The organism is Streptomyces fractus, assembly GCF_049844455.1.
Lineage (GTDB): Bacteria > Actinomycetota > Actinomycetes > Streptomycetales > Streptomycetaceae > Streptomyces > Streptomyces fractus.
In genome coordinates, this window is record NZ_JBMYHI010000002.1 from 1,863,084 (window position 1) to 1,879,306 (window position 16,223).

The following is a 16,223-nucleotide window of genomic DNA, read 5'->3' on the forward strand; positions in this document are numbered from 1 at the left end:
CGGCCTTCAGGCCCCGGCGCCACGCAGGCGGCGCACCGGCGCCTCCGCCTGCCCGGCGCGCTCGGCGAGCTGGCCGATCATGAGGTGGACCACGCTCACGACCTCCGGATCGTCGACGTAGTAGACCTGCCGCCGGCCCTCGCGCCGGGACCGGACGAGACCGGCGAGCTTCAGCTTGGTCAGGTGCTGGCTGACGGCAGGCAGCGCGCCGCCCACCCGCTCGGCGAGCCCGCTCACGTCGCTCTCGCCCTGGGCGAGGGCCCACACCATGTGCAGCCGCACCGGCGACGCGAGCAGAGCGAACGCCTCGGCCGCTTCGGCGAGCACATCAGCCGACGGATCCTCGAACCGCCCAGCCCCTGCCACCACTGACCTTCTCCCGTCCCGCGCCGCACTCCCACTCTTCGTACGGGGTCAAGTCTAGGCGGGCTCAGGACGCGCCCTCCCACGTCTCCGGCCGCCACAGGCCCGCGCGGCGCAGGGACTGGGGGCAATGGAGGTAGATCTCGTCGATGTGCAGGAGGAGGGCCAGGCTCGGGGGCTCGCCCTTGACCGCCATGTCCGCGAAGAAGGGGGCGGCGGTGAGGATGCGGGCCCTGCCGTTGACGCGCAGGACGTCCTTGGAGCCGGGTATCAGGAAGAGCAGGCCGGCGTGCGGGTTCTCAAGGATGTTGTGGAAGCTGTCGCCCCGGCGGTTGCCCGGGCGGTCCGGCAGCGCGATCGTCCGCTCGTCGACGACGTGCGCGAAGCCGGGGCCGTCGCCGCGCGGCGACGTGTCGCAGTTGCCGTCCGCGTCGGACGTGGAGACCAGACAGAACGGCGAGCGGGCCAGCAGCTCCCGGTCCTTCCCGGTGAGTTCCGCGTGCACCTTCTCGATCACGACGGGCCACGGCTCGCCGAGGATCTCGCGCAGCTGCTCCGGAGAGCGCAACTCCTGGTACTCGTACGCGTCCGTGACGTGCGACAAGCCGACTCCTGGGTCCGGGGTGGTTGATTCCCGCACCTTATACGACGTTAAGTTAGGGTCACCTTACAAGCCCTCGGTCACACCCGGCTGCCCGCCGCCGTGTCCGACGACAGCCGCTGCGCCACGTACACGGGGATCACGGAGAGCAGGACGAGGACGACGGCTACCACGTTGACCACGGGCGCCTGCTGGGGCCTGGCCATGTTGGAGAAGATCCAGATGGGAAGGGTCTGGACGCCCGCGCCCGCCGTGAAGGTCGTCACCACGATCTCGTCGAAGGACAGCGCGAACGCGAGGAGGCCGCCCGCCGCGAGCGCCGAGCGCATCAGCGGGAACGTGATGTCGCGGAACGTGCGGAAGGTGTCGGCGCCGAGGTCCATCGCCGCCTCCTCGTACGAGCCGGCCAGGCGGCGCAGGCGGGCCGCCACATTGTTGAAGACGACCACGACGCAGAACGTGGCGTGGCCGACGATCACCGTGAACAGGCCGAGGCCGACGCCGAGCGGTTCGAGGATCGTGCGGAAGGCCGTGTTGAGGGCGACGCCGGTGACGATGCCGGGCAGCGCGATCGGCAGGACCACCGCGAAGGAGATCGCCTCGCGGCCGCAGAACCGGTAGCGGGACACCGCGAACGCGACGAGCGTGCCGAGGACGAGAGCGATCGCCGTGGCGCCGACTCCGGCCTTCACCGACGTCCACAGCGCGTCCCGCGCACCCGCGCTGTGCCAGGCGTCGCGCCACCAGTCGAAGGTGAGGCCGGGCGGGGGCCAGCCCGAACTCCGGTCGGGGTTGAGGGAGTTGACGACGACCAGGAGGAGCGGGACGTAGATGATCGCGAAGCCGAGGGCGGCGCCGACGCGGAGCGCGATGCGTGCGGGGCGGGACAGGTGCATCACTGACTCCCTTCACAGGCCGGCGAGCGCGCCCGTGCGGCGCACCGCCAGCAGGTAGAGGACGATGACGACGACCGGCACGGTGCCGAGCGCCGCCGCCAGCGGCAGGTCGAGCGTGATGTTCGCGTAGACGAGGTTGCCGATCAACTGCGTCTTGCCGCCCACGATCTGCACCGCGATGTAGTCGCCGAGGCTGAGCGAGAACGTGAAGACGGAGCCGGCCGCGACCGACGGCAGGACGAGTGGGAACAGCACCGTGCGGTAGGTGCGCCAGGCGCGGGCGCCGAGGTCGGCGGACGCGTCGAGCATGCTGTCGGGGACGCGTTCGAGGCCGGCGTGGATCGGCAGGATCATGTACGGCAGCCAGAGATAGGTCAGGACGAGGACCGTCGCGACGAGCCCGTAGCCGGGGGCGTCGAGGCCGAAGGGCTTCAACAGCCAGTCCAGCAGGCCACCTTGGGCGAACATGACGCGCCACGCGTAGGCCTTGACGAGATAGCTCGCCCACAGGGGCGTGAGGATCGCGACGACCAGGAGCGGGCGCCATCGCGGCTTCGCGACGCGCGCCGTGAAGAAGGCGATGGGGAACGCGATGACCACGCACAGCGCCGTCACACCGAGGGCGACCGCAACGCTGCGCAGGGCGACTTGGCGGTACACGGCGGTCGTGAACAGCGCCTTGAAGTTGTCCGGCGTCCACGTCCGCACGATGTCCGACGTGAACGGGTCCGTGGTCCACAGCGCGGACAGGAACAGGACCGCGAGCGAGCCGAGGTAGGCGACGACCAGCCAGGTCAGGGGCGCGGCGAGCAGCAGGGACAGGCGCAGCCGGGGGCTGCGGTGCAGTACCCCGGCGGCCCGCTTCAGCGATCCGTTCGTCAGCGCCACGTCACCCCTTGATCTCGGTCCACGCCTGCACCCACTTCGCGTACGGCACGCACTTGGTGTCGGTGCGGCCGTCGAGGCACTGCGGGATGGGCGTTGTCCAGAAGTGCACCTGCTTCCAGTACGCGGCGTCGTCGGCGTGGTACGTCGCGCAGTGCTTGGGGTCGCTGGTCTCCTCGCAGGCCTTGGCGTTGGCGGGGGCCTCGCCGAAGTACTCGGCCACCTGGGCGTTCACCTTCGGCGAGACGATCCAATCGAGCCATTTGTAGGCGCAGTTGGGGTGCTCGGCCTTCGCCGACACCATCCAGGTGTCGGACCATCCGGTGGAGCCCTCCTTGGGGAGAACCGCCTTCACGGGGGCCTTTTCGCCCTGCGCAGTGTTCAGGATGACCTGCCAACTGGTGCCGACGACGGAGTCACCGCTCTTGAACGCGGAGACCTCCTTGAGGTAGTCGCTCCAGTACTCGCCGACGTCGGCGTTCTGCTTCTTCAGCAGGTTCACCGCCGCGTCGAACTGCTTCTGGTCGAGCGCGTACGGGTCCTTGATGCCGAGGTCCGGCTCGGTCTTCATCAGGTACAGCGCGGCGTCGGCGATGTAGATCGGCGAGTCGTAGGCGGTGACATGGCCCTTGTGCCGCCCGGCGTCGCCGAAGACGGCCTTCCAGGAGTCGGGCGCGGGCTTCACCTTGTCGGTGCGGTACATGAGGAGGTTGGCGCCGCGGCCGTGCGGGATGCCGTACGCGACGTTCTTCACGGAGTTCCAGGGCTGCATCTTCAACCCCGGGAAGACGTCCTTGTAGTTGGGGACGAGCTTGGTGTTGACGGGCGCCGCGTCGCCTGACGCGATCAGGCGCAGCGAGGCGTCGCCGGACGCGGAGACGGCGTCGTACTGGCCCGTCTTCATCAGGTTGACCATCTCGTCGGACGTCCCGGCGACCTTGGTGGAGACCTGGCAGCCGGTCCGCTTCTCGAAGGGGTGCACCCAGTCGACCTTCGGATCGTTGGAGCCGTCCTCGGCGTAGCCGGCCCAGGCGATCAGGTTGAGCTTTCCCTCGGTCTTGCCGAGGGACTTGGGGGCGGACATCTTCGGCGGGGTGAAGCCCTGTCCGCCGGGCGCGCCCTTCGCGCCGCCACCGCCGTCGTCGTCGGAGGAGCCGCAGGCGGTGGCGAGCAGCAGCCCGCCGAGCGCGGTGGCGGCCATCAGGGTCCGGGTTGCGCGCACGTGAACACTCCCTGTCTGTCGGGGTGACTCAACTTGGCTGGTGCAGGGGGACGTTGTGCTGCCGGTGCCAGCGCAGCAGGACGCGGGCGCCGGGCGGCGCGGGCGCGTCCGCCGTGCCGTCACCGGGGCCGGTGTTCTGGCGTACGACGACGAAGCGCACACCCGCGTCGGTGTCGACGAGGACGCGGGTGCTGTCCCCCAGGTACACGGCATCGGCCACGGTGCCGCGCACCTCGCTGTGGTCGTCGCGATCGTGCTCCGCCGCGGGGTCGAGGACCCGGATCTTCTCGGGTCTGACGCCGAACGTCCCTGGTTTCCCCACGAGCAGTTCGGCGGCGGCTCCGGTGAGCGTGTTGCAGGTGCCGACGAAGGACGCGACGAAGGCGGAGGCCGGCTTCTCGTACAACTCCCTTGGTGTGCCGACCTGTTCGATGCGTCCCGCGTTCATGACGGCGACGCGGTCGCTGAGGGCGAGGGCCTCGGCCTGGTCGTGGGTGACGAGGACGAAGGTGATGCCGACCTCGCGCTGCAGTTCCTTCAGCTCGACCTGCATCTGTTCGCGCAGTTTCAGGTCGAGGGCGCCGAGGGGTTCGTCGAGCAGCAGGACGCGGGGGCGCACCACCAACGCCCTTGCCAGCGCGACGCGTTGGCGCTGGCCGCCGGAGAGCTGACCCGGTCGGCGCCCGCCGAAGTCCTCGAGCCGCACGGACGCGAGGGCGGCGCGGACCCGCTCGGCCCGCTCCCGGCGCGGGACGTCGCGCACCTTGAGCCCGTAGCCGACGTTCTGCTCGACGTTCATGTGCGGGAACAGGGCGTAGTCCTGGAAGACGGTGGTGACGTCGCGTTCGAAGGGCGCGCGCCGGGTCACGTCCTCGCCGGCGAGGTGGACCGTGCCGTCCGAGGGGGTCTCGAAACCGGCGACGAGCCGCAATACGGTCGTCTTGCCGGATCCGGAGGGCCCGAGCAGCGAGAAGAACTCGCCCGCGGCGACGTCGAGCTCGATCCCGTCGACGGCGCGCACCCCGCCGAACGATTTGCGCAGCCCCCGCAGCCCGACCGCTGCGCTCTCCTCGGCGATAGCCATAGCCGTAGATCATGCACACTTCAACGGCGGCCACAAGGGGTCGAGGGGGATGCGGGGTCCACTGATCGCATTTATGCGGGAATTGACGCATAGAAGCCGATGACACCCCGACCGCACCCCTCCCCCGCTGCTCAGAGGGTGCCGACGGTCACATCCGTACCGCGGTTGAAACCGGTGACAGAGGTCACTCGAATTTCGACCGACTTCAGGCGCACGGATTCCCTCATTCCGCCGTCTATTCATATGAGGCCGTGCAGTGGTCCCACCGTCCAGCCGTCACAAGGGAGCAGGCGTTGTCCGTCATCGAGCAAGCCGTCGAGGCCCGTCTCGTCGCCGCCGCGCCGCGCATGGCGCACATTCCGGCGACTCTGCGTTACGACGTGCGCGACCCGTTCGCCGTGCGCATGTCCTTCCCGGCCCCGGCCACTCTCGAGGGCGTCGCCGTGAGCTGGACCTTCGCCCGTGAGCTGCTCGCCAGCGGGGTGAGCTGCCCGGCGGGCGCGGGTGACGTGCGGGTGAAGCCGTACGGGTACGACCGCACGGTCCTGGAGTTCCACGCGTCGGAGGGCACGGCTGTCGTCCACATCCGCACCGGCGAGCTGCGCCGCTTCCTGGCGGAGACGACGGACCTGGTGCCGGTCGGCCAGGAGGCGACGCACGTGGACGTGGACGCCGATCTCGAGGAGCTGCTGCGCGACGCCTGTTAAATCCTTTGACGGCCCCGGCAGGTGCTTCTACCTTGGTTGACGGTTCTGTTGCCGTCGATAGGAGAAGGACGTTGCTCGACTGAGGTCCTGAGACACCGCGCATGACACGCCCTCGCGTGTCCGTGCCGCCGTGTGCGCGACCTCGGTATCCCCGAGCCGTCCCCCCGCAGCTGGCCTTCCGTGCCCCCGCGGTGTCTCGAACGCGTTGCATCCCACCGTTCGCACCGAGCAACCGCGAGGCCACCTCATGTCACATCCCCAGAGTTTTTCGCACGCCGCCCCCGCCTCCGTCGCCTGCACCGCCCTCGGCTTCGCCTGGCCCGACGGCACCGGCGTCTTCGACGGCCTCCAGGTCTCCTTCGGCCCCGGCCGCACCGGACTCATCGGCCTCAACGGGTCAGGAAAATCAACCCTGTTGAAGCTGATCGCCGGTGAACTCACGCCCACCGACGGCACCGTGCGGGTGTCCGGCGAGATCGGCCACCTGCCACAGAACGTCACCCTTGACACGGCACTCCGCGTCGACCAGGCGCTCGGCATCGCCGGCACCCGCGCCGCCCTGCACGCCATCGAGTCCGGCGACGTGCGGGAGGAGCACTTCACCGCGGTCGGCGACGACTGGGACGTCGAGGAGCGGGCGCAGGCCATGCTCGGCGAACTCGGGCTCGGCCACATCGACCTGGACCGCACGATCGGCGAGGTCTCCGGCGGCGAGTCCGTGCTGCTGCGGCTCGCCGCGCTCCTGCTGCGCCACCCCGACGTGCTGCTGCTCGACGAGCCAACCAACAACCTCGACCTGCGCGCCAGGCAGCGCCTGTACGCGGCGGTGGAGGCCTGGTCCGGGGTCATGATCGTGGTCAGCCACGACCGTGAACTCCTCGACCGCGTCGACCAGATCGCCGATCTGCGCGACGGGGAGGTCGCCTGGTACGGCGGGAACTTCTCCGCGTACGAGGAGGCGGTCGCCGCCGAGCAGGAGGCGGCGGAGCGGATGGTGCGGGTCGCAGAGTCCGACCTGAAGAAGCAGAAGCACGAACTGACCGAGGCCCACGTGAAGTTGGCCCGGCGCAAGCGGTACGGCCAGAAGATGTACGACATCAAGCGCGAGCCGAGGGCGGTGATGAAGCTGCGCAAACGGTCGGCCGAGGTCTCCGCCGGCAAGCACCGCATCCTGCACGAGGAGAAGCTCGCCGAGGCGAAGGAGCGGCTCGACGAGGCGGTGGAGGCGGTGCGCGACGACGACGAGATCCGCGTCGACCTGCCGTACACGGCCGTGCCGCCGGGCCGCTCCGTGCTCACCCTGCGCGAACTCCAACTGGCCTACGGGGCACGGGTGGACGGCGAGTGGGAGCTGCGCGGGCCCGAACGCATCGCGCTCGTCGGGCGCAACGGCGCGGGCAAGACGACGCTCCTGCGCACCATCGCGGGCGAGCTCGACCCGGTGGCGGGCGAGACCACGGCGCACGTGCCGCTGCGCTTCCTGCCGCAGCGTCTCGACGTGCTCGACGAGGAGCTGACCGTCGCCGAGAACGTGGCACGGTTCGCGCCGCACGCCACCAACAACCGGGTGCGGGCCCGGCTCGCCCGCTTCCTGTTCAAGGGGGCGAGGGCCGACCAGCCGGCGGCGACCCTGTCAGGCGGCGAACGCTTCCGCGCGGCGCTCGCCGCGCTGATGCTCGCCGAGCCCGCGCCGCAGCTGCTGATGCTGGACGAGCCGACGAACAACCTGGACATCGCGAGCGTGCGCCGACTCACCTCGGCCCTGGAGTCGTACGAGGGCGCGCTCGTCGTGGCCAGTCACGACCTGCCGTTCCTGGAGTCGATCGGCGTGACGCGGTGGCTGCTGATGGACGGGACGCTGCGGGACACGACGCTGGAGGAGGTGCGGGCCGCCTAGCCCAGAAACCGGCGGGATACCTGACAAAAGGTGTCGGGTATCCCGCCTAGCGTCGCTGACATGCAGCGCACCAAAGCCACCGGAACCGGCAGCGGCCCCGGTCATGACCACATCCGCATCGTCGGCGCCCGCGAGAACAATCTCCAAGGCGTCTCCCTGCGCATCCCCAAGGAGCGGCTCACCGTCTTCACCGGGGTGTCGGGGTCGGGCAAGTCGTCCGTCGTCTTCGACACCATCGCCGTGGAGTCGCAGCGCCAGCTCAACGAGACGTACACCTGGTTCGTCCGCAACCGGCTGCCCAAGCACGAGAAGCCGCACGCGGACGCCCTGGAGGAGCTCACGCCCGCGATCGTCGTCGACCAGAAGCCGATCGGCGGGCACTCCCGGTCCACGGTCGGCACCATGACCGACGTGTACTCGGTGATCCGCGTGCTGTTCTCGCGGTACGGGACGCCGAGCGCGGGCGGCGCGACCGCGTACTCGTTCAACGACCCGAGCGGGATGTGCCCGGAGTGCGACGGGCTCGGGCGCACCGTGCGCCCCGACTACGGGCGCATCCTCGACCCGTCGAAGTCCCTCGCGGACGGCGCGGTGCTCTTCCCGCCGTTCGCCGCCGGGACCTGGCAGGGGCAGACGTACACCAACACCACCGACCTCGACACGACGAAGCCCGTGGGCGAGTTCAGCGCCGCCGAGCGGGAGTTCCTGATGCGCGGGCGCGGTACGTCGGTGAACGTCGCCAACACCGGCGGCCGCCGCGACATCGACTTCGAGGGGCTCGCGGACCGCTTCGAGCGGCTGTATCTCAACCGGGATCTGTCGACGCTGAGCCGGCGCACCCAGGACCTGGTGAACCGGTACCTGACCGAGGGGACCTGCCCGGCGTGCGACGGGGCGCGCCTGAACGCTGCCGCGCTCGCCACCCGCGTCGAGGGCCTGAGCATCGCCGAGTGCACGCGCATGGAGGTCGGCGAGCTGATCCCGGTGCTGCGCCGCATCAGGGGCGCCGTGGCCGGGCCGATCGCCGAGGCCGCCGTCACCGCCCTGGAGCGCATCGAGGCGATCGGCCTCGGATATCTCAGCCTCGACCGGGAGACGTCGACGCTGTCCGGCGGCGAGGGTCAGCGGCTGAAGACCGTGCGGCACCTGGGCTCCAGCCTGACGGGGATGACGTACATCTTCGACGAGCCGAGCGTGGGCCTGCACCCGCGCGACGTGGGACGGCTGGGCGAGCTGTTGCTGCGCCTGCGCGACAAGGGGAACACCGTCCTCGTCGTCGAGCACGACCCCGATGTCATCGCCGTCGCCGACCACGTCGTCGACATGGGCCCGGCGGGCGGCGCCGACGGCGGGCGCGTGGTGTTCGAGGGCACGCCGGGCGCGCTGCGGCGCGCGGACACGCTCACGGGCCGATGTCTGCGCCGCGCGGGCGGGGTGAAGGAGCAGCCGCGCGCGGCGACCGGCCACGTATCGATCGAGGGCGCCCGGGTCCACAACCTCAAGGACGTCACCGTGCGCGTGCCGACCGGGGTGCTGACCGCCGTCACCGGGGTCGCCGGGTCCGGCAAGAGCTCCCTGGTGTCGGGGGCGTTCCGCGCCGCGCACCCGGAGGCCGTGGTCGTCGACCAGTCGTCGATCGGGATCTCCGGGCGCTCCACCCCGGCGACGTATCTCGGGATCATGGACACCGTGCGGAAGGTGTTCGCGCGCGAGACGGGCACGGAGCCGGGCCTGTTCAGCTTCAACTCGGGCGGCGCCTGCGAGCGCGGCGAGGGACGCGGCGTGATCTTCAGCGATCTGGCGTTCATGGACCCGGTGACCACGGTGTGCGAGGCCTGCGGCGGGCGGCGCTTCAAGGACGAGGTGCTCGCGCTCACCGTGCGCGGCCGCAGCGTCGCGGACGTGCTCGACATGACGGCCGCGCAGGCCCTCGACTACTTCGCCGACCTCGACGACAAGGGCGTACGCCGCCGGCTGCGCGCCCTGCGCGACGTCGGTCTCACCTATCTCACGCTCGGCCAGCCGCTGAGCACGCTGTCCGGCGGCGAGCGCCAGCGCATCAAGCTGGCCACGCAGCTGCACCGCACCGCGGCGACGTACGTCCTGGACGAGCCGACCACCGGGCTGCACATGTCGGACGTCGACGGGCTCGTGGCGCTGCTCGACCGGCTCGTCGACACGGGCAACACCGTCCTCGTCGTCGAGCACAACCTCGATGTGATCCGGCGGGCGGACTGGATCATCGATCTGGGGCCCGAGGGCGGCCGGCACGGCGGCGAGGTGCTTTTCGAGGGCACACCGGCCCAACTGCTCGACGCGGAGGGCTCGTTCACCGCCGAGCACCTGCGGCGGGCCGTCGCGGGCGCGGACGGGCCCGGTGAGGGGGAAGTGACGGCCGCGTGACAGGGGATTCCGTGACAGGTGTCACCTTGTGCATGATGTGCGCACCGTCACCCCCCGTTTTTCGCCATGGAGTCCACCGTGCCCAGCAAGAAGGCCCTCGTCCGCCGCCCGGGACCGCGCATCGCGGACGGCCTCGTCACCCACATCGAGCGGGCCCCGGTCGACACCGCGAAGGCGCAGGAGCAGTGGAAGGGGTACGTGGACGCGCTGGAGGCGCACGGCTGGGAGACGTTCCTCGTGGAGCCGGTCGACCTGTGCCCGGACGCCGTGTTCGTGGAGGACGCGGTCGTGGTCTTCCGGAACGTGGCCCTGATCACCCGGTCCGGCGCCGAGTCGCGGCGACCGGAGACATCGGGCGTCGAGGAGGCCGTGGCGCGGCTCGGCTGCTCCGTCAACTGGGTATGGGAGCCCGGCACCCTGGACGGCGGCGACGTACTGAAGATCGGTGACACGATCTACGTAGGACGTGGCGGGCGCACCAACGCGGCGGGGGTGGCGCAATTGCGTGCCGTCTTCGAGCCGCTCGGCGCGCGCGTGGTAGCCGTCCCCCTCTCCAAGGTGCTGCACCTGAAGTCGGCGGTGACCGCGCTGCCCGACGGCACGGTCATCGGGTATCCGCCGCTGGTCGAGCACGCCTCGCTGTTCCCGCGCTTCCTGCCGGTGCCGGAGGAATCGGGGGCGCATGTGGTGCTGCTCGGCGAGGACAGGCTGCTCATGGCGGAGAGCGCGCCGAAGTCGGCGGAGCTGCTCGCCGATCTCGGATACGAGCCGGTTCTGGTCGACATTTCCGAGTTCGAGAAGCTGGAGGGCTGTGTGACCTGCCTCTCAGTTCGCCTGCGGGAGCTCCACGCGTAACCACGATCTTTATGGGGCGCTTAACCTACGGCAACGTAACCTACGACACCGTAGGTATCTCCGCTCGCTGTACCTCCGTCCCCCAGGAGCCCCCGTGACCGTCATCTCCCCCCGCCTCGGCTCGTCGACCACATGGACCGACGCCCGCCTGCTGCACGCGCTGGAAGAAGTCGTCGAGCAGGAGCTCAACCGGCACCTCAAGGTCGCCAAGGACTGGATGCCGCACGACTACGTGCCGTGGTCCGACGCCCGCAACTTCCCCGAGTTCTTCGAGGACGGCGAGGCCTGGTCCAAGGAACAGTCCAAGGTCACCGAGGTCGGCCGTACCGCTCTCATCGTCAACCTGCTGACCGAGGACAACCTCCCCAGCTACCACCACGAGATCGCCTCGCTGTTCGGTCGCGACGGCGCGTGGGGCACGTGGGTGCACCGCTGGACGGCGGAGGAGGGGCGGCACGGCATCGTGATGCGCGACTACCTGCTCGCCTCGCGCGCCGTCGACCCCGACCAGCTGGAATCCTTCCGCATGTCGCACATGAGCGAGGGCTACCAGTCGGACAACGGGCACTCGATGCTGCACTCGGTCGCGTACGTCTCCTTCCAGGAGCTGGCCACTCGCGTCTCGCACCGCAACACCGGGCACCAGTCCGGCGACCCGGTCTGCGACCGCATGCTCGCCCGGATCGCCACGGACGAGAACCTGCACATGGTCTTCTACCGCAACCTCCTCAAGGCCGCGTTCGAACTCGCCCCCGACCTCACCATGCAGGCCGTGCGCGACGTCGTCGTGAACTTCCGGATGCCGGGACACGGCATCCCCGGCTTCGAGCGGGCCGCCGCGCAGATGGCGATCGGCGAGGTCTACAACATGCGCATCCACCACGACGACGTGCTCTCCCCCGTGCTCCGCTTCCTGAAGGTCATGGAGATCGACGGCCTCGGCCCCGAGGGCATCAAGGCGCAGGAGGAACTGGGCCTGTTCATGAACGGCCTGGACACCGAGGCCTCGAAGTTCGACGAGAAGCTCGCGGCCCGCAAGGCCCGGATGGCGGCGCGGGCAGCCGGCGCCTGACCGTCAGGACAGGCCCTGGGTCCGCCGGAGCCGCTGCCGCTCCTTCTCCGAGAGTCCGCCCCACACCCCGAACCGCTCGTCGTGGGTGAGGGCGTACTCGAGGCAGCTCTGCCGGATCGGGCACAGGCCGCAGATCGTCTTGGCCTCGCGGACGGAGCTGCCCGGCTCGGGGAAGAAGAACTCGGCACCGGTCTGGGCGCACAGGGCCTGGTCCTGCCAGGTGGGGCCGGCAGGCGTGAGGGTCGTGTTCGCGTACATGGTGGCCAGTGTGCCGCCCGCCGAAAAACGTTTGATCAACGTGCCATCAACGGGCGGCAGTCGGGCACCACGGACGCCGCGGATGCCCGAACGGTCACTGCTGCTCGGGGTCCCCACGGAGCACCGCGAACCCCGCACCGTACGGATCAGCCAGCTTCGCGATCCGCCCGACGCCGGGGACGCTGACCGGCTCGGAGCGCACCGTGCCGCCCAGCTCCTGGGTGCGGTCCGCCGTCGCGTCCACGTCCGGGACGTGGAAGTACGGCGTCCAGTGCGCGCCCGCCCCTGCCTCCACCGGGTCGGCGGCCAGCGGGACCACGCCGCCGAACATCGCGTTCTCGTCCGTGCCCGGAGGGTTGATCGTCGTGTAGCTCCCGCCGGGGAACTCGACGTCGAACGTGCCCCAGCTGAACACCGAGCCGTAGAACCGCTTCGCGGCGGCGACATCCGGGACGTACAGCTCCACCCAGTTCAGCGAGCCGTCGTCCTTGATGTACTCGAGGCCCTTGTTCTTCCCCGGCTGCCAGATGCCGAAGTGGGCGCCCGCGGGGTCGGCGAAGACGGCCATCCGGCCCAGGTCGAACACGTCCATCGGCTGGAGCGCGGCGCTGCCGCCCGCCTGCTCGACCGCCTTCGCCGTGGCGTCCGCGTCCGCGCTCTGGAAGTACACGGTCCAGCCCGGCTCGCCCTGCTCGGCGGTGACGGTCATCGCGCCGCCCACCGTCCTGCCTTCGAGCTGGAACATTCCGTACCCGCCGGCTTCGGGGCCGGCCGACTGGAAGGTCCAGCCGAAGAGGCCGCCGTAGAACGAGATCGCGCCGTCCATGTCGGGCGTAGCGAGGTCCAGCCAGTTCGGCGCGCCGTCCACGAAATCCGTAGTGATCATGGGTCTTGCCCTCCTCGTCGAGGGTTTCTTTTCCGGACTGCCGAGTCTTGCACCGGGCACTGACAACCGCCCTCGCACCACGCTGACCTGCGCTGGTTCAGACCAAAGGAACCGAACGCTCCACCTTCAACAATTGAACGAAAACAAATGGTGGGAGCGCTCCATGCGCGAAGTATTGACGCCTCCTCCCCCTCTCGCCACAGTAGGGCTCCCCCACACACCCCCCACATTCAGGGAGTGCCCATCGTGATCTCGCGCAGAATATTTCTCGCCGGCGCCGGAGCGGGCATCGCCACCACCGCCGCGGCGCTCACCGTCCCCTCCTGGACCGCGGGCGCCGCACCGGCCACCTGTGAACTCGCCCTGGAGAACAAGTCGTTGACCGGCACGGTGCGCGCGTACGTCACCGGCCACGAGGACGGGTCCGGCAACTGGGTGCTGCTGCGCTCCGACGGCAGCGTCTACCACCCCGAGTCGCCCGGCGCCCCGCAGACCCCGCTCCCCGTCGACTGCGCCATCCCGCTCGGCGCCCCGGGCTCGGCCCCGAAGGTCGTGACGCTGCCCCGGATGTTCGGCGCGCGCGTCTACTTCGTCCGCGACGACACGCTCGACTTCTTCCTCAACCCCGGCCCCTCGCTGGTCGAACCGGCCTTCGCCACGAAGGAGGACGCGAACTACGGCAAGACCTGGTCGTTCTGCGAATTCACCTTCAACTCCGACCAGTTGTACGCGAACATCAGCTACGTCGACCTGGTCACGGCCCTGCCCATCGGGCTGACCCTCGAGGGCGACGCCACGCACACCGTCGCCCCGCTCCCGGACGGCGCCGTCGACAAGATCGCCGCGGATCTCGCGGCGCAGGCCGCCAAGGACGGGCAGCCCTGGGACAAGCTCGCCATCAAGGGCGACGACGGGAAGGTGCTGCGTGTCATCTCCCCGCAGAACCTCATGGCGCCGTACTTCGACAAGCCGGACGAGATGCCGTTCCGCGATGTGTGGGGCGCCTACATCGACAAGGTGTGGGAGAAGTACTCCTCGACCGATCTGAAGATCGACCTTCAGGGCGGGCGCGGCGTGTTCACGGGCCGGGTCAGCGGCGACACGCTCACCTTCAACGGCGGCCACACCTTCACCAAGCCCGCCTCGAAGGACATCTTCACCTGCAACCACGGGCCGTTCGCCAACAACCCGGACGACTCCGACGACAAGAAGGGCATCCTGTCCCGCCTCGCCGCCGGGTTCAACCGCAGCATCATGCTCACGCATCCCGAGCAGCCGAACGGCGTGACGTCCGCCGACTACTACCAGGACGCCACGACCAACCACTGGTCGCGCGTCCTGCACGCCAACTCCCCCATCGGCTACGCCTTCCCGTACGACGACGTGCAGGCCGAGGGTCAGCCGGACGTGTCCGGCGCGGCACACGACGGCAATCCGCGCCGGTTCACGGTGAGCGTCGGATCGTAACCCCCTTGTAGGCGGCGCTACTTGGTGGCGTCCTCGCGGATCAGGTCCGCCGCCCGTTCCGCGAGGGCGACCGTCGGCGCGTGCGTGTGGCCGCGGGTGATGCGCGGCATGACCGAGGCGTCCACGACGCGCAGGCCCTCGGTGCCGCGCACGCGCAGGCGGGGGTCGGTGACCGAGCCCTCGTCGGAGCCCATCCGGCAGGTGCCTACCGGGTGGTAGAGGGTCTCGGCGCTCGCGCGCACCGAGCGGGTCAGTGTCTCGTCGTCGACGACGCCGGGGTAGCCGCCCATCGGCTCGGTGTGGTGCGCGGCGAGCGCGCTCTGGGCGAGCAGTTCCTCGGCGCGGCGCACACCGGCGACGAGCGTACGGACATCCTCGTCGTGGGCCAGGTAGTCCGGGTCGATCCGCGGCCGCGCGTCGCGGCCCGCCGGGGTGATCCGGCCCTCGCTCTTGGGCTGGAGCAGAACCACGCCGAGGGTGAGGCCGTGCTCGGTCGGCGCCTCCAGGCCGTGGTTCACGAACGGCACCGGAGCGTAGACCAACTCGATGTCGGGCGCGTCGAGTTCGGGCTTCGTGGCGAGGAAGGCGACGGCCTCGCCGACGTTCGAGGTGAGCGGTCCGCGGCCGCCGAGCAGGAACCGGGCGATGTTGGCGGGCGAGTCGGCGCCGGTGAGCGTGACGGGCTTCGCGGCGCGGACGTTCACCGCGTACGCCAGGTGGTCCTGGAGGTGGCGGCCGACGTCGGGCGACGCGACGAGGGTGTCGATGCCCGCCTCCGCGAGGGTCTCCGGGTCGCCGATGCCCGCCTGTTGGAGCAGCTGCGGCGAGTTGATGGCGCCCGCGGAAAGGATGACCTCGCGGGTCGCGCGCAGGGTTCCGGCGGACACTCCGGAGGCGACGACGCCGGCGGCGCGGGTGCCGTCGAAGTCGACGCGGGTGACGCGGGCGTCGGTGTAGATGTCGAGGTTGGGGCGGCGGGCTGCAGGCTTGAGGTAGCCGTCGGCGGCGCTCCAGCGGCGGCCCTTGTACTGGTTGAGCGGAGTGAGGGCGAAGCCGGAGTGGTCGGCCTGGTTCAACTCGTCGAGTTCGCGCAGCCCTTGAGCTCGGCAGGCGTCGAGGAACGCGGCCGTGGTCGGGTTCGGGTGGCGCGGCGGCGATATGCGCAGCGGGCCTTCTGTGCCGTAGACGGAATCGGCGCGCGGCGTGCCCTGCCAGCTCTCGGCGCGCTGGAAGTAGCGCACGAACTCGTCGTACGACCATGGGGATCCGGCGGCCTCGCCCCAGGCGTCGTAGTCGGCGCGGTGGCCGCGCACCCACATCATGGCGTTGATGGCGGAGGAGCCGCCGAGCGTGTGGCCGCGCGGCCAGTACAACTCCCGGTCGGCCAGAGCGGTTTGCTTGGTCGTCGCGTAGTTCCAGTCGTACGGCGTCTTGAACAGCTTCGGGAACGCGGCCGGGATCCGGATCTCGGTCTTGCGGTCGCGCGGCCCCGACTCGACGAGGGCGACCCTGACGGAGGGATCCTCGGAGAGCCGCCCGGCGAGCACACAGCCGGCGGACCCGGCCCCGACGATGACGTAGTCGTACGTACGGTCCTTGCTCAACGCGGCTCCTCGATGATCAATGC

At 70.1% G+C, this 16,223-nt stretch carries 15 protein-coding genes; 6 read left to right on the top strand and 9 right to left on the bottom strand.

Annotated features, from left to right (window positions below; all coding sequences use genetic code 11):
• Window positions 1-6 precede the first annotated feature (6 nt).
• The 6 genes from ACP4E5_RS10435 to ACP4E5_RS10460 form a co-directional block, all read right to left on the bottom strand.
• Window positions 7-369, bottom strand: a complete 363-nt coding sequence (locus ACP4E5_RS10435; RefSeq protein ID WP_425827245.1) for an ArsR/SmtB family transcription factor — start codon at window positions 367-369, stop codon at window positions 7-9.
• A 61-nt stretch (window positions 370-430) separates the two neighbouring features.
• Window positions 431-967: an MSMEG_1061 family FMN-dependent PPOX-type flavoprotein gene (locus ACP4E5_RS10440; RefSeq protein ID WP_425827247.1), complete on the bottom strand. Its 537-nt coding sequence runs from the start codon at window positions 965-967 to the stop codon at window positions 431-433.
• Window positions 968-1,044: 77 nt separating this feature from the next.
• Window positions 1,045-1,860, bottom strand: coding sequence for an ABC transporter permease (locus tag ACP4E5_RS10445; protein ID WP_425827249.1), 816 nt, complete (start codon window positions 1,858-1,860; stop codon window positions 1,045-1,047).
• A 12-nt stretch (window positions 1,861-1,872) separates the two neighbouring features.
• Window positions 1,873-2,748, bottom strand: coding sequence for an ABC transporter permease (locus ACP4E5_RS10450; protein WP_425827251.1), 876 nt, complete (start codon window positions 2,746-2,748; stop codon window positions 1,873-1,875).
• A gap of 1 nt (window position 2,749) precedes the next feature.
• Window positions 2,750-3,967, bottom strand: coding sequence for an ABC transporter substrate-binding protein (locus tag ACP4E5_RS10455; RefSeq protein ID WP_425827253.1), 1,218 nt, complete (start codon window positions 3,965-3,967; stop codon window positions 2,750-2,752).
• 28 nt (window positions 3,968-3,995) lie between these two features.
• Window positions 3,996-5,051: an ABC transporter ATP-binding protein gene (locus tag ACP4E5_RS10460; protein WP_425827255.1), complete on the bottom strand. Its 1,056-nt coding sequence runs from the start codon at window positions 5,049-5,051 to the stop codon at window positions 3,996-3,998.
• A gap of 347 nt (window positions 5,052-5,398) precedes the next feature.
• Here ACP4E5_RS10460 and ssgD point away from each other — a divergent pair, with 347 nt between their 5' ends.
• From ssgD to ACP4E5_RS10485, 5 genes are all read left to right on the top strand, one after another.
• On the top strand, window positions 5,399-5,758 hold the full coding sequence (gene ssgD / locus ACP4E5_RS10465; protein ID WP_425841196.1) for a spore wall synthesis regulator SsgD: 360 nt from the start codon (window positions 5,399-5,401) through the stop codon (window positions 5,756-5,758).
• 247 nt (window positions 5,759-6,005) lie between these two features.
• The gene (locus ACP4E5_RS10470; protein WP_425827257.1) at window positions 6,006-7,655 is read left to right on the top strand and encodes an ABC-F family ATP-binding cassette domain-containing protein; all 1,650 of its coding nucleotides are present in this window, start codon (window positions 6,006-6,008) and stop codon (window positions 7,653-7,655) included.
• A 60-nt stretch (window positions 7,656-7,715) separates the two neighbouring features.
• On the top strand, window positions 7,716-10,058 hold the full coding sequence (locus tag ACP4E5_RS10475) for an ATP-binding cassette domain-containing protein (protein WP_425827259.1): 2,343 nt from the start codon (window positions 7,716-7,718) through the stop codon (window positions 10,056-10,058).
• Between the two features lie 78 nt (window positions 10,059-10,136).
• The gene (ddaH, locus tag ACP4E5_RS10480; protein WP_425827261.1) at window positions 10,137-10,913 is read left to right on the top strand and encodes a dimethylargininase; all 777 of its coding nucleotides are present in this window, start codon (window positions 10,137-10,139) and stop codon (window positions 10,911-10,913) included.
• A gap of 94 nt (window positions 10,914-11,007) precedes the next feature.
• Window positions 11,008-11,985 (top strand): acyl-ACP desaturase, encoded by a 978-nt coding sequence (locus ACP4E5_RS10485; protein ID WP_425827263.1) that lies wholly within the window; start codon window positions 11,008-11,010, stop codon window positions 11,983-11,985.
• Between the two features lie 3 nt (window positions 11,986-11,988).
• Here the strand turns inward: ACP4E5_RS10485 and ACP4E5_RS10490 are convergent, their stop codons facing one another.
• The gene (locus tag ACP4E5_RS10490; protein WP_425827265.1) at window positions 11,989-12,243 is read right to left on the bottom strand and encodes a WhiB family transcriptional regulator; all 255 of its coding nucleotides are present in this window, start codon (window positions 12,241-12,243) and stop codon (window positions 11,989-11,991) included.
• Between the two features lie 94 nt (window positions 12,244-12,337).
• Window positions 12,338-13,129, bottom strand: coding sequence for a VOC family protein (locus ACP4E5_RS10495; protein ID WP_425827267.1), 792 nt, complete (start codon window positions 13,127-13,129; stop codon window positions 12,338-12,340).
• Between the two features lie 246 nt (window positions 13,130-13,375).
• Here ACP4E5_RS10495 and ACP4E5_RS10500 point away from each other — a divergent pair, with 246 nt between their 5' ends.
• Window positions 13,376-14,596: a glycoside hydrolase family 64 protein gene (locus ACP4E5_RS10500; protein ID WP_425827269.1), complete on the top strand. Its 1,221-nt coding sequence runs from the start codon at window positions 13,376-13,378 to the stop codon at window positions 14,594-14,596.
• Window positions 14,597-14,613: 17 nt separating this feature from the next.
• Here the strand turns inward: ACP4E5_RS10500 and ACP4E5_RS10505 are convergent, their stop codons facing one another.
• Window positions 14,614-16,200 carry a GMC family oxidoreductase gene (locus ACP4E5_RS10505; RefSeq protein WP_425827271.1) on the bottom strand — a complete coding sequence of 529 codons (1,587 nt, stop codon included), beginning with the start codon at window positions 16,198-16,200 and terminating at the stop codon, window positions 14,614-14,616.
• Between the last annotated feature and the right edge of the window lie 23 nt (window positions 16,201-16,223).

Bases quoted from the DNA above. Each gene is read 5' to 3' on its own strand.
- ACP4E5_RS10445 (WP_425827249.1), bottom strand. From the start codon at position 1,860: ATGCACCTGTCCCGCCCCGCACGCATCGCGCTCCGCGTCGGCGCCGCC.
- ACP4E5_RS10460 (WP_425827255.1), bottom strand. From the start codon at position 5,051: ATGGCTATCGCCGAGGAGAGCGCAGCGGTCGGGCTGCGGGGGCTGCGC.
- ssgD (WP_425841196.1), top strand. From the start codon at position 5,399: ATGGCGCACATTCCGGCGACTCTGCGTTACGACGTGCGCGACCCGTTC.
- ACP4E5_RS10470 (WP_425827257.1), top strand. From the start codon at position 6,006: ATGTCACATCCCCAGAGTTTTTCGCACGCCGCCCCCGCCTCCGTCGCC.
- ACP4E5_RS10475 (WP_425827259.1), top strand. From the start codon at position 7,716: ATGCAGCGCACCAAAGCCACCGGAACCGGCAGCGGCCCCGGTCATGAC.
- ACP4E5_RS10490 (WP_425827265.1), bottom strand. From the start codon at position 12,243: ATGTACGCGAACACGACCCTCACGCCTGCCGGCCCCACCTGGCAGGAC.
- ACP4E5_RS10495 (WP_425827267.1), bottom strand. From the start codon at position 13,129: ATGATCACTACGGATTTCGTGGACGGCGCGCCGAACTGGCTGGACCTC.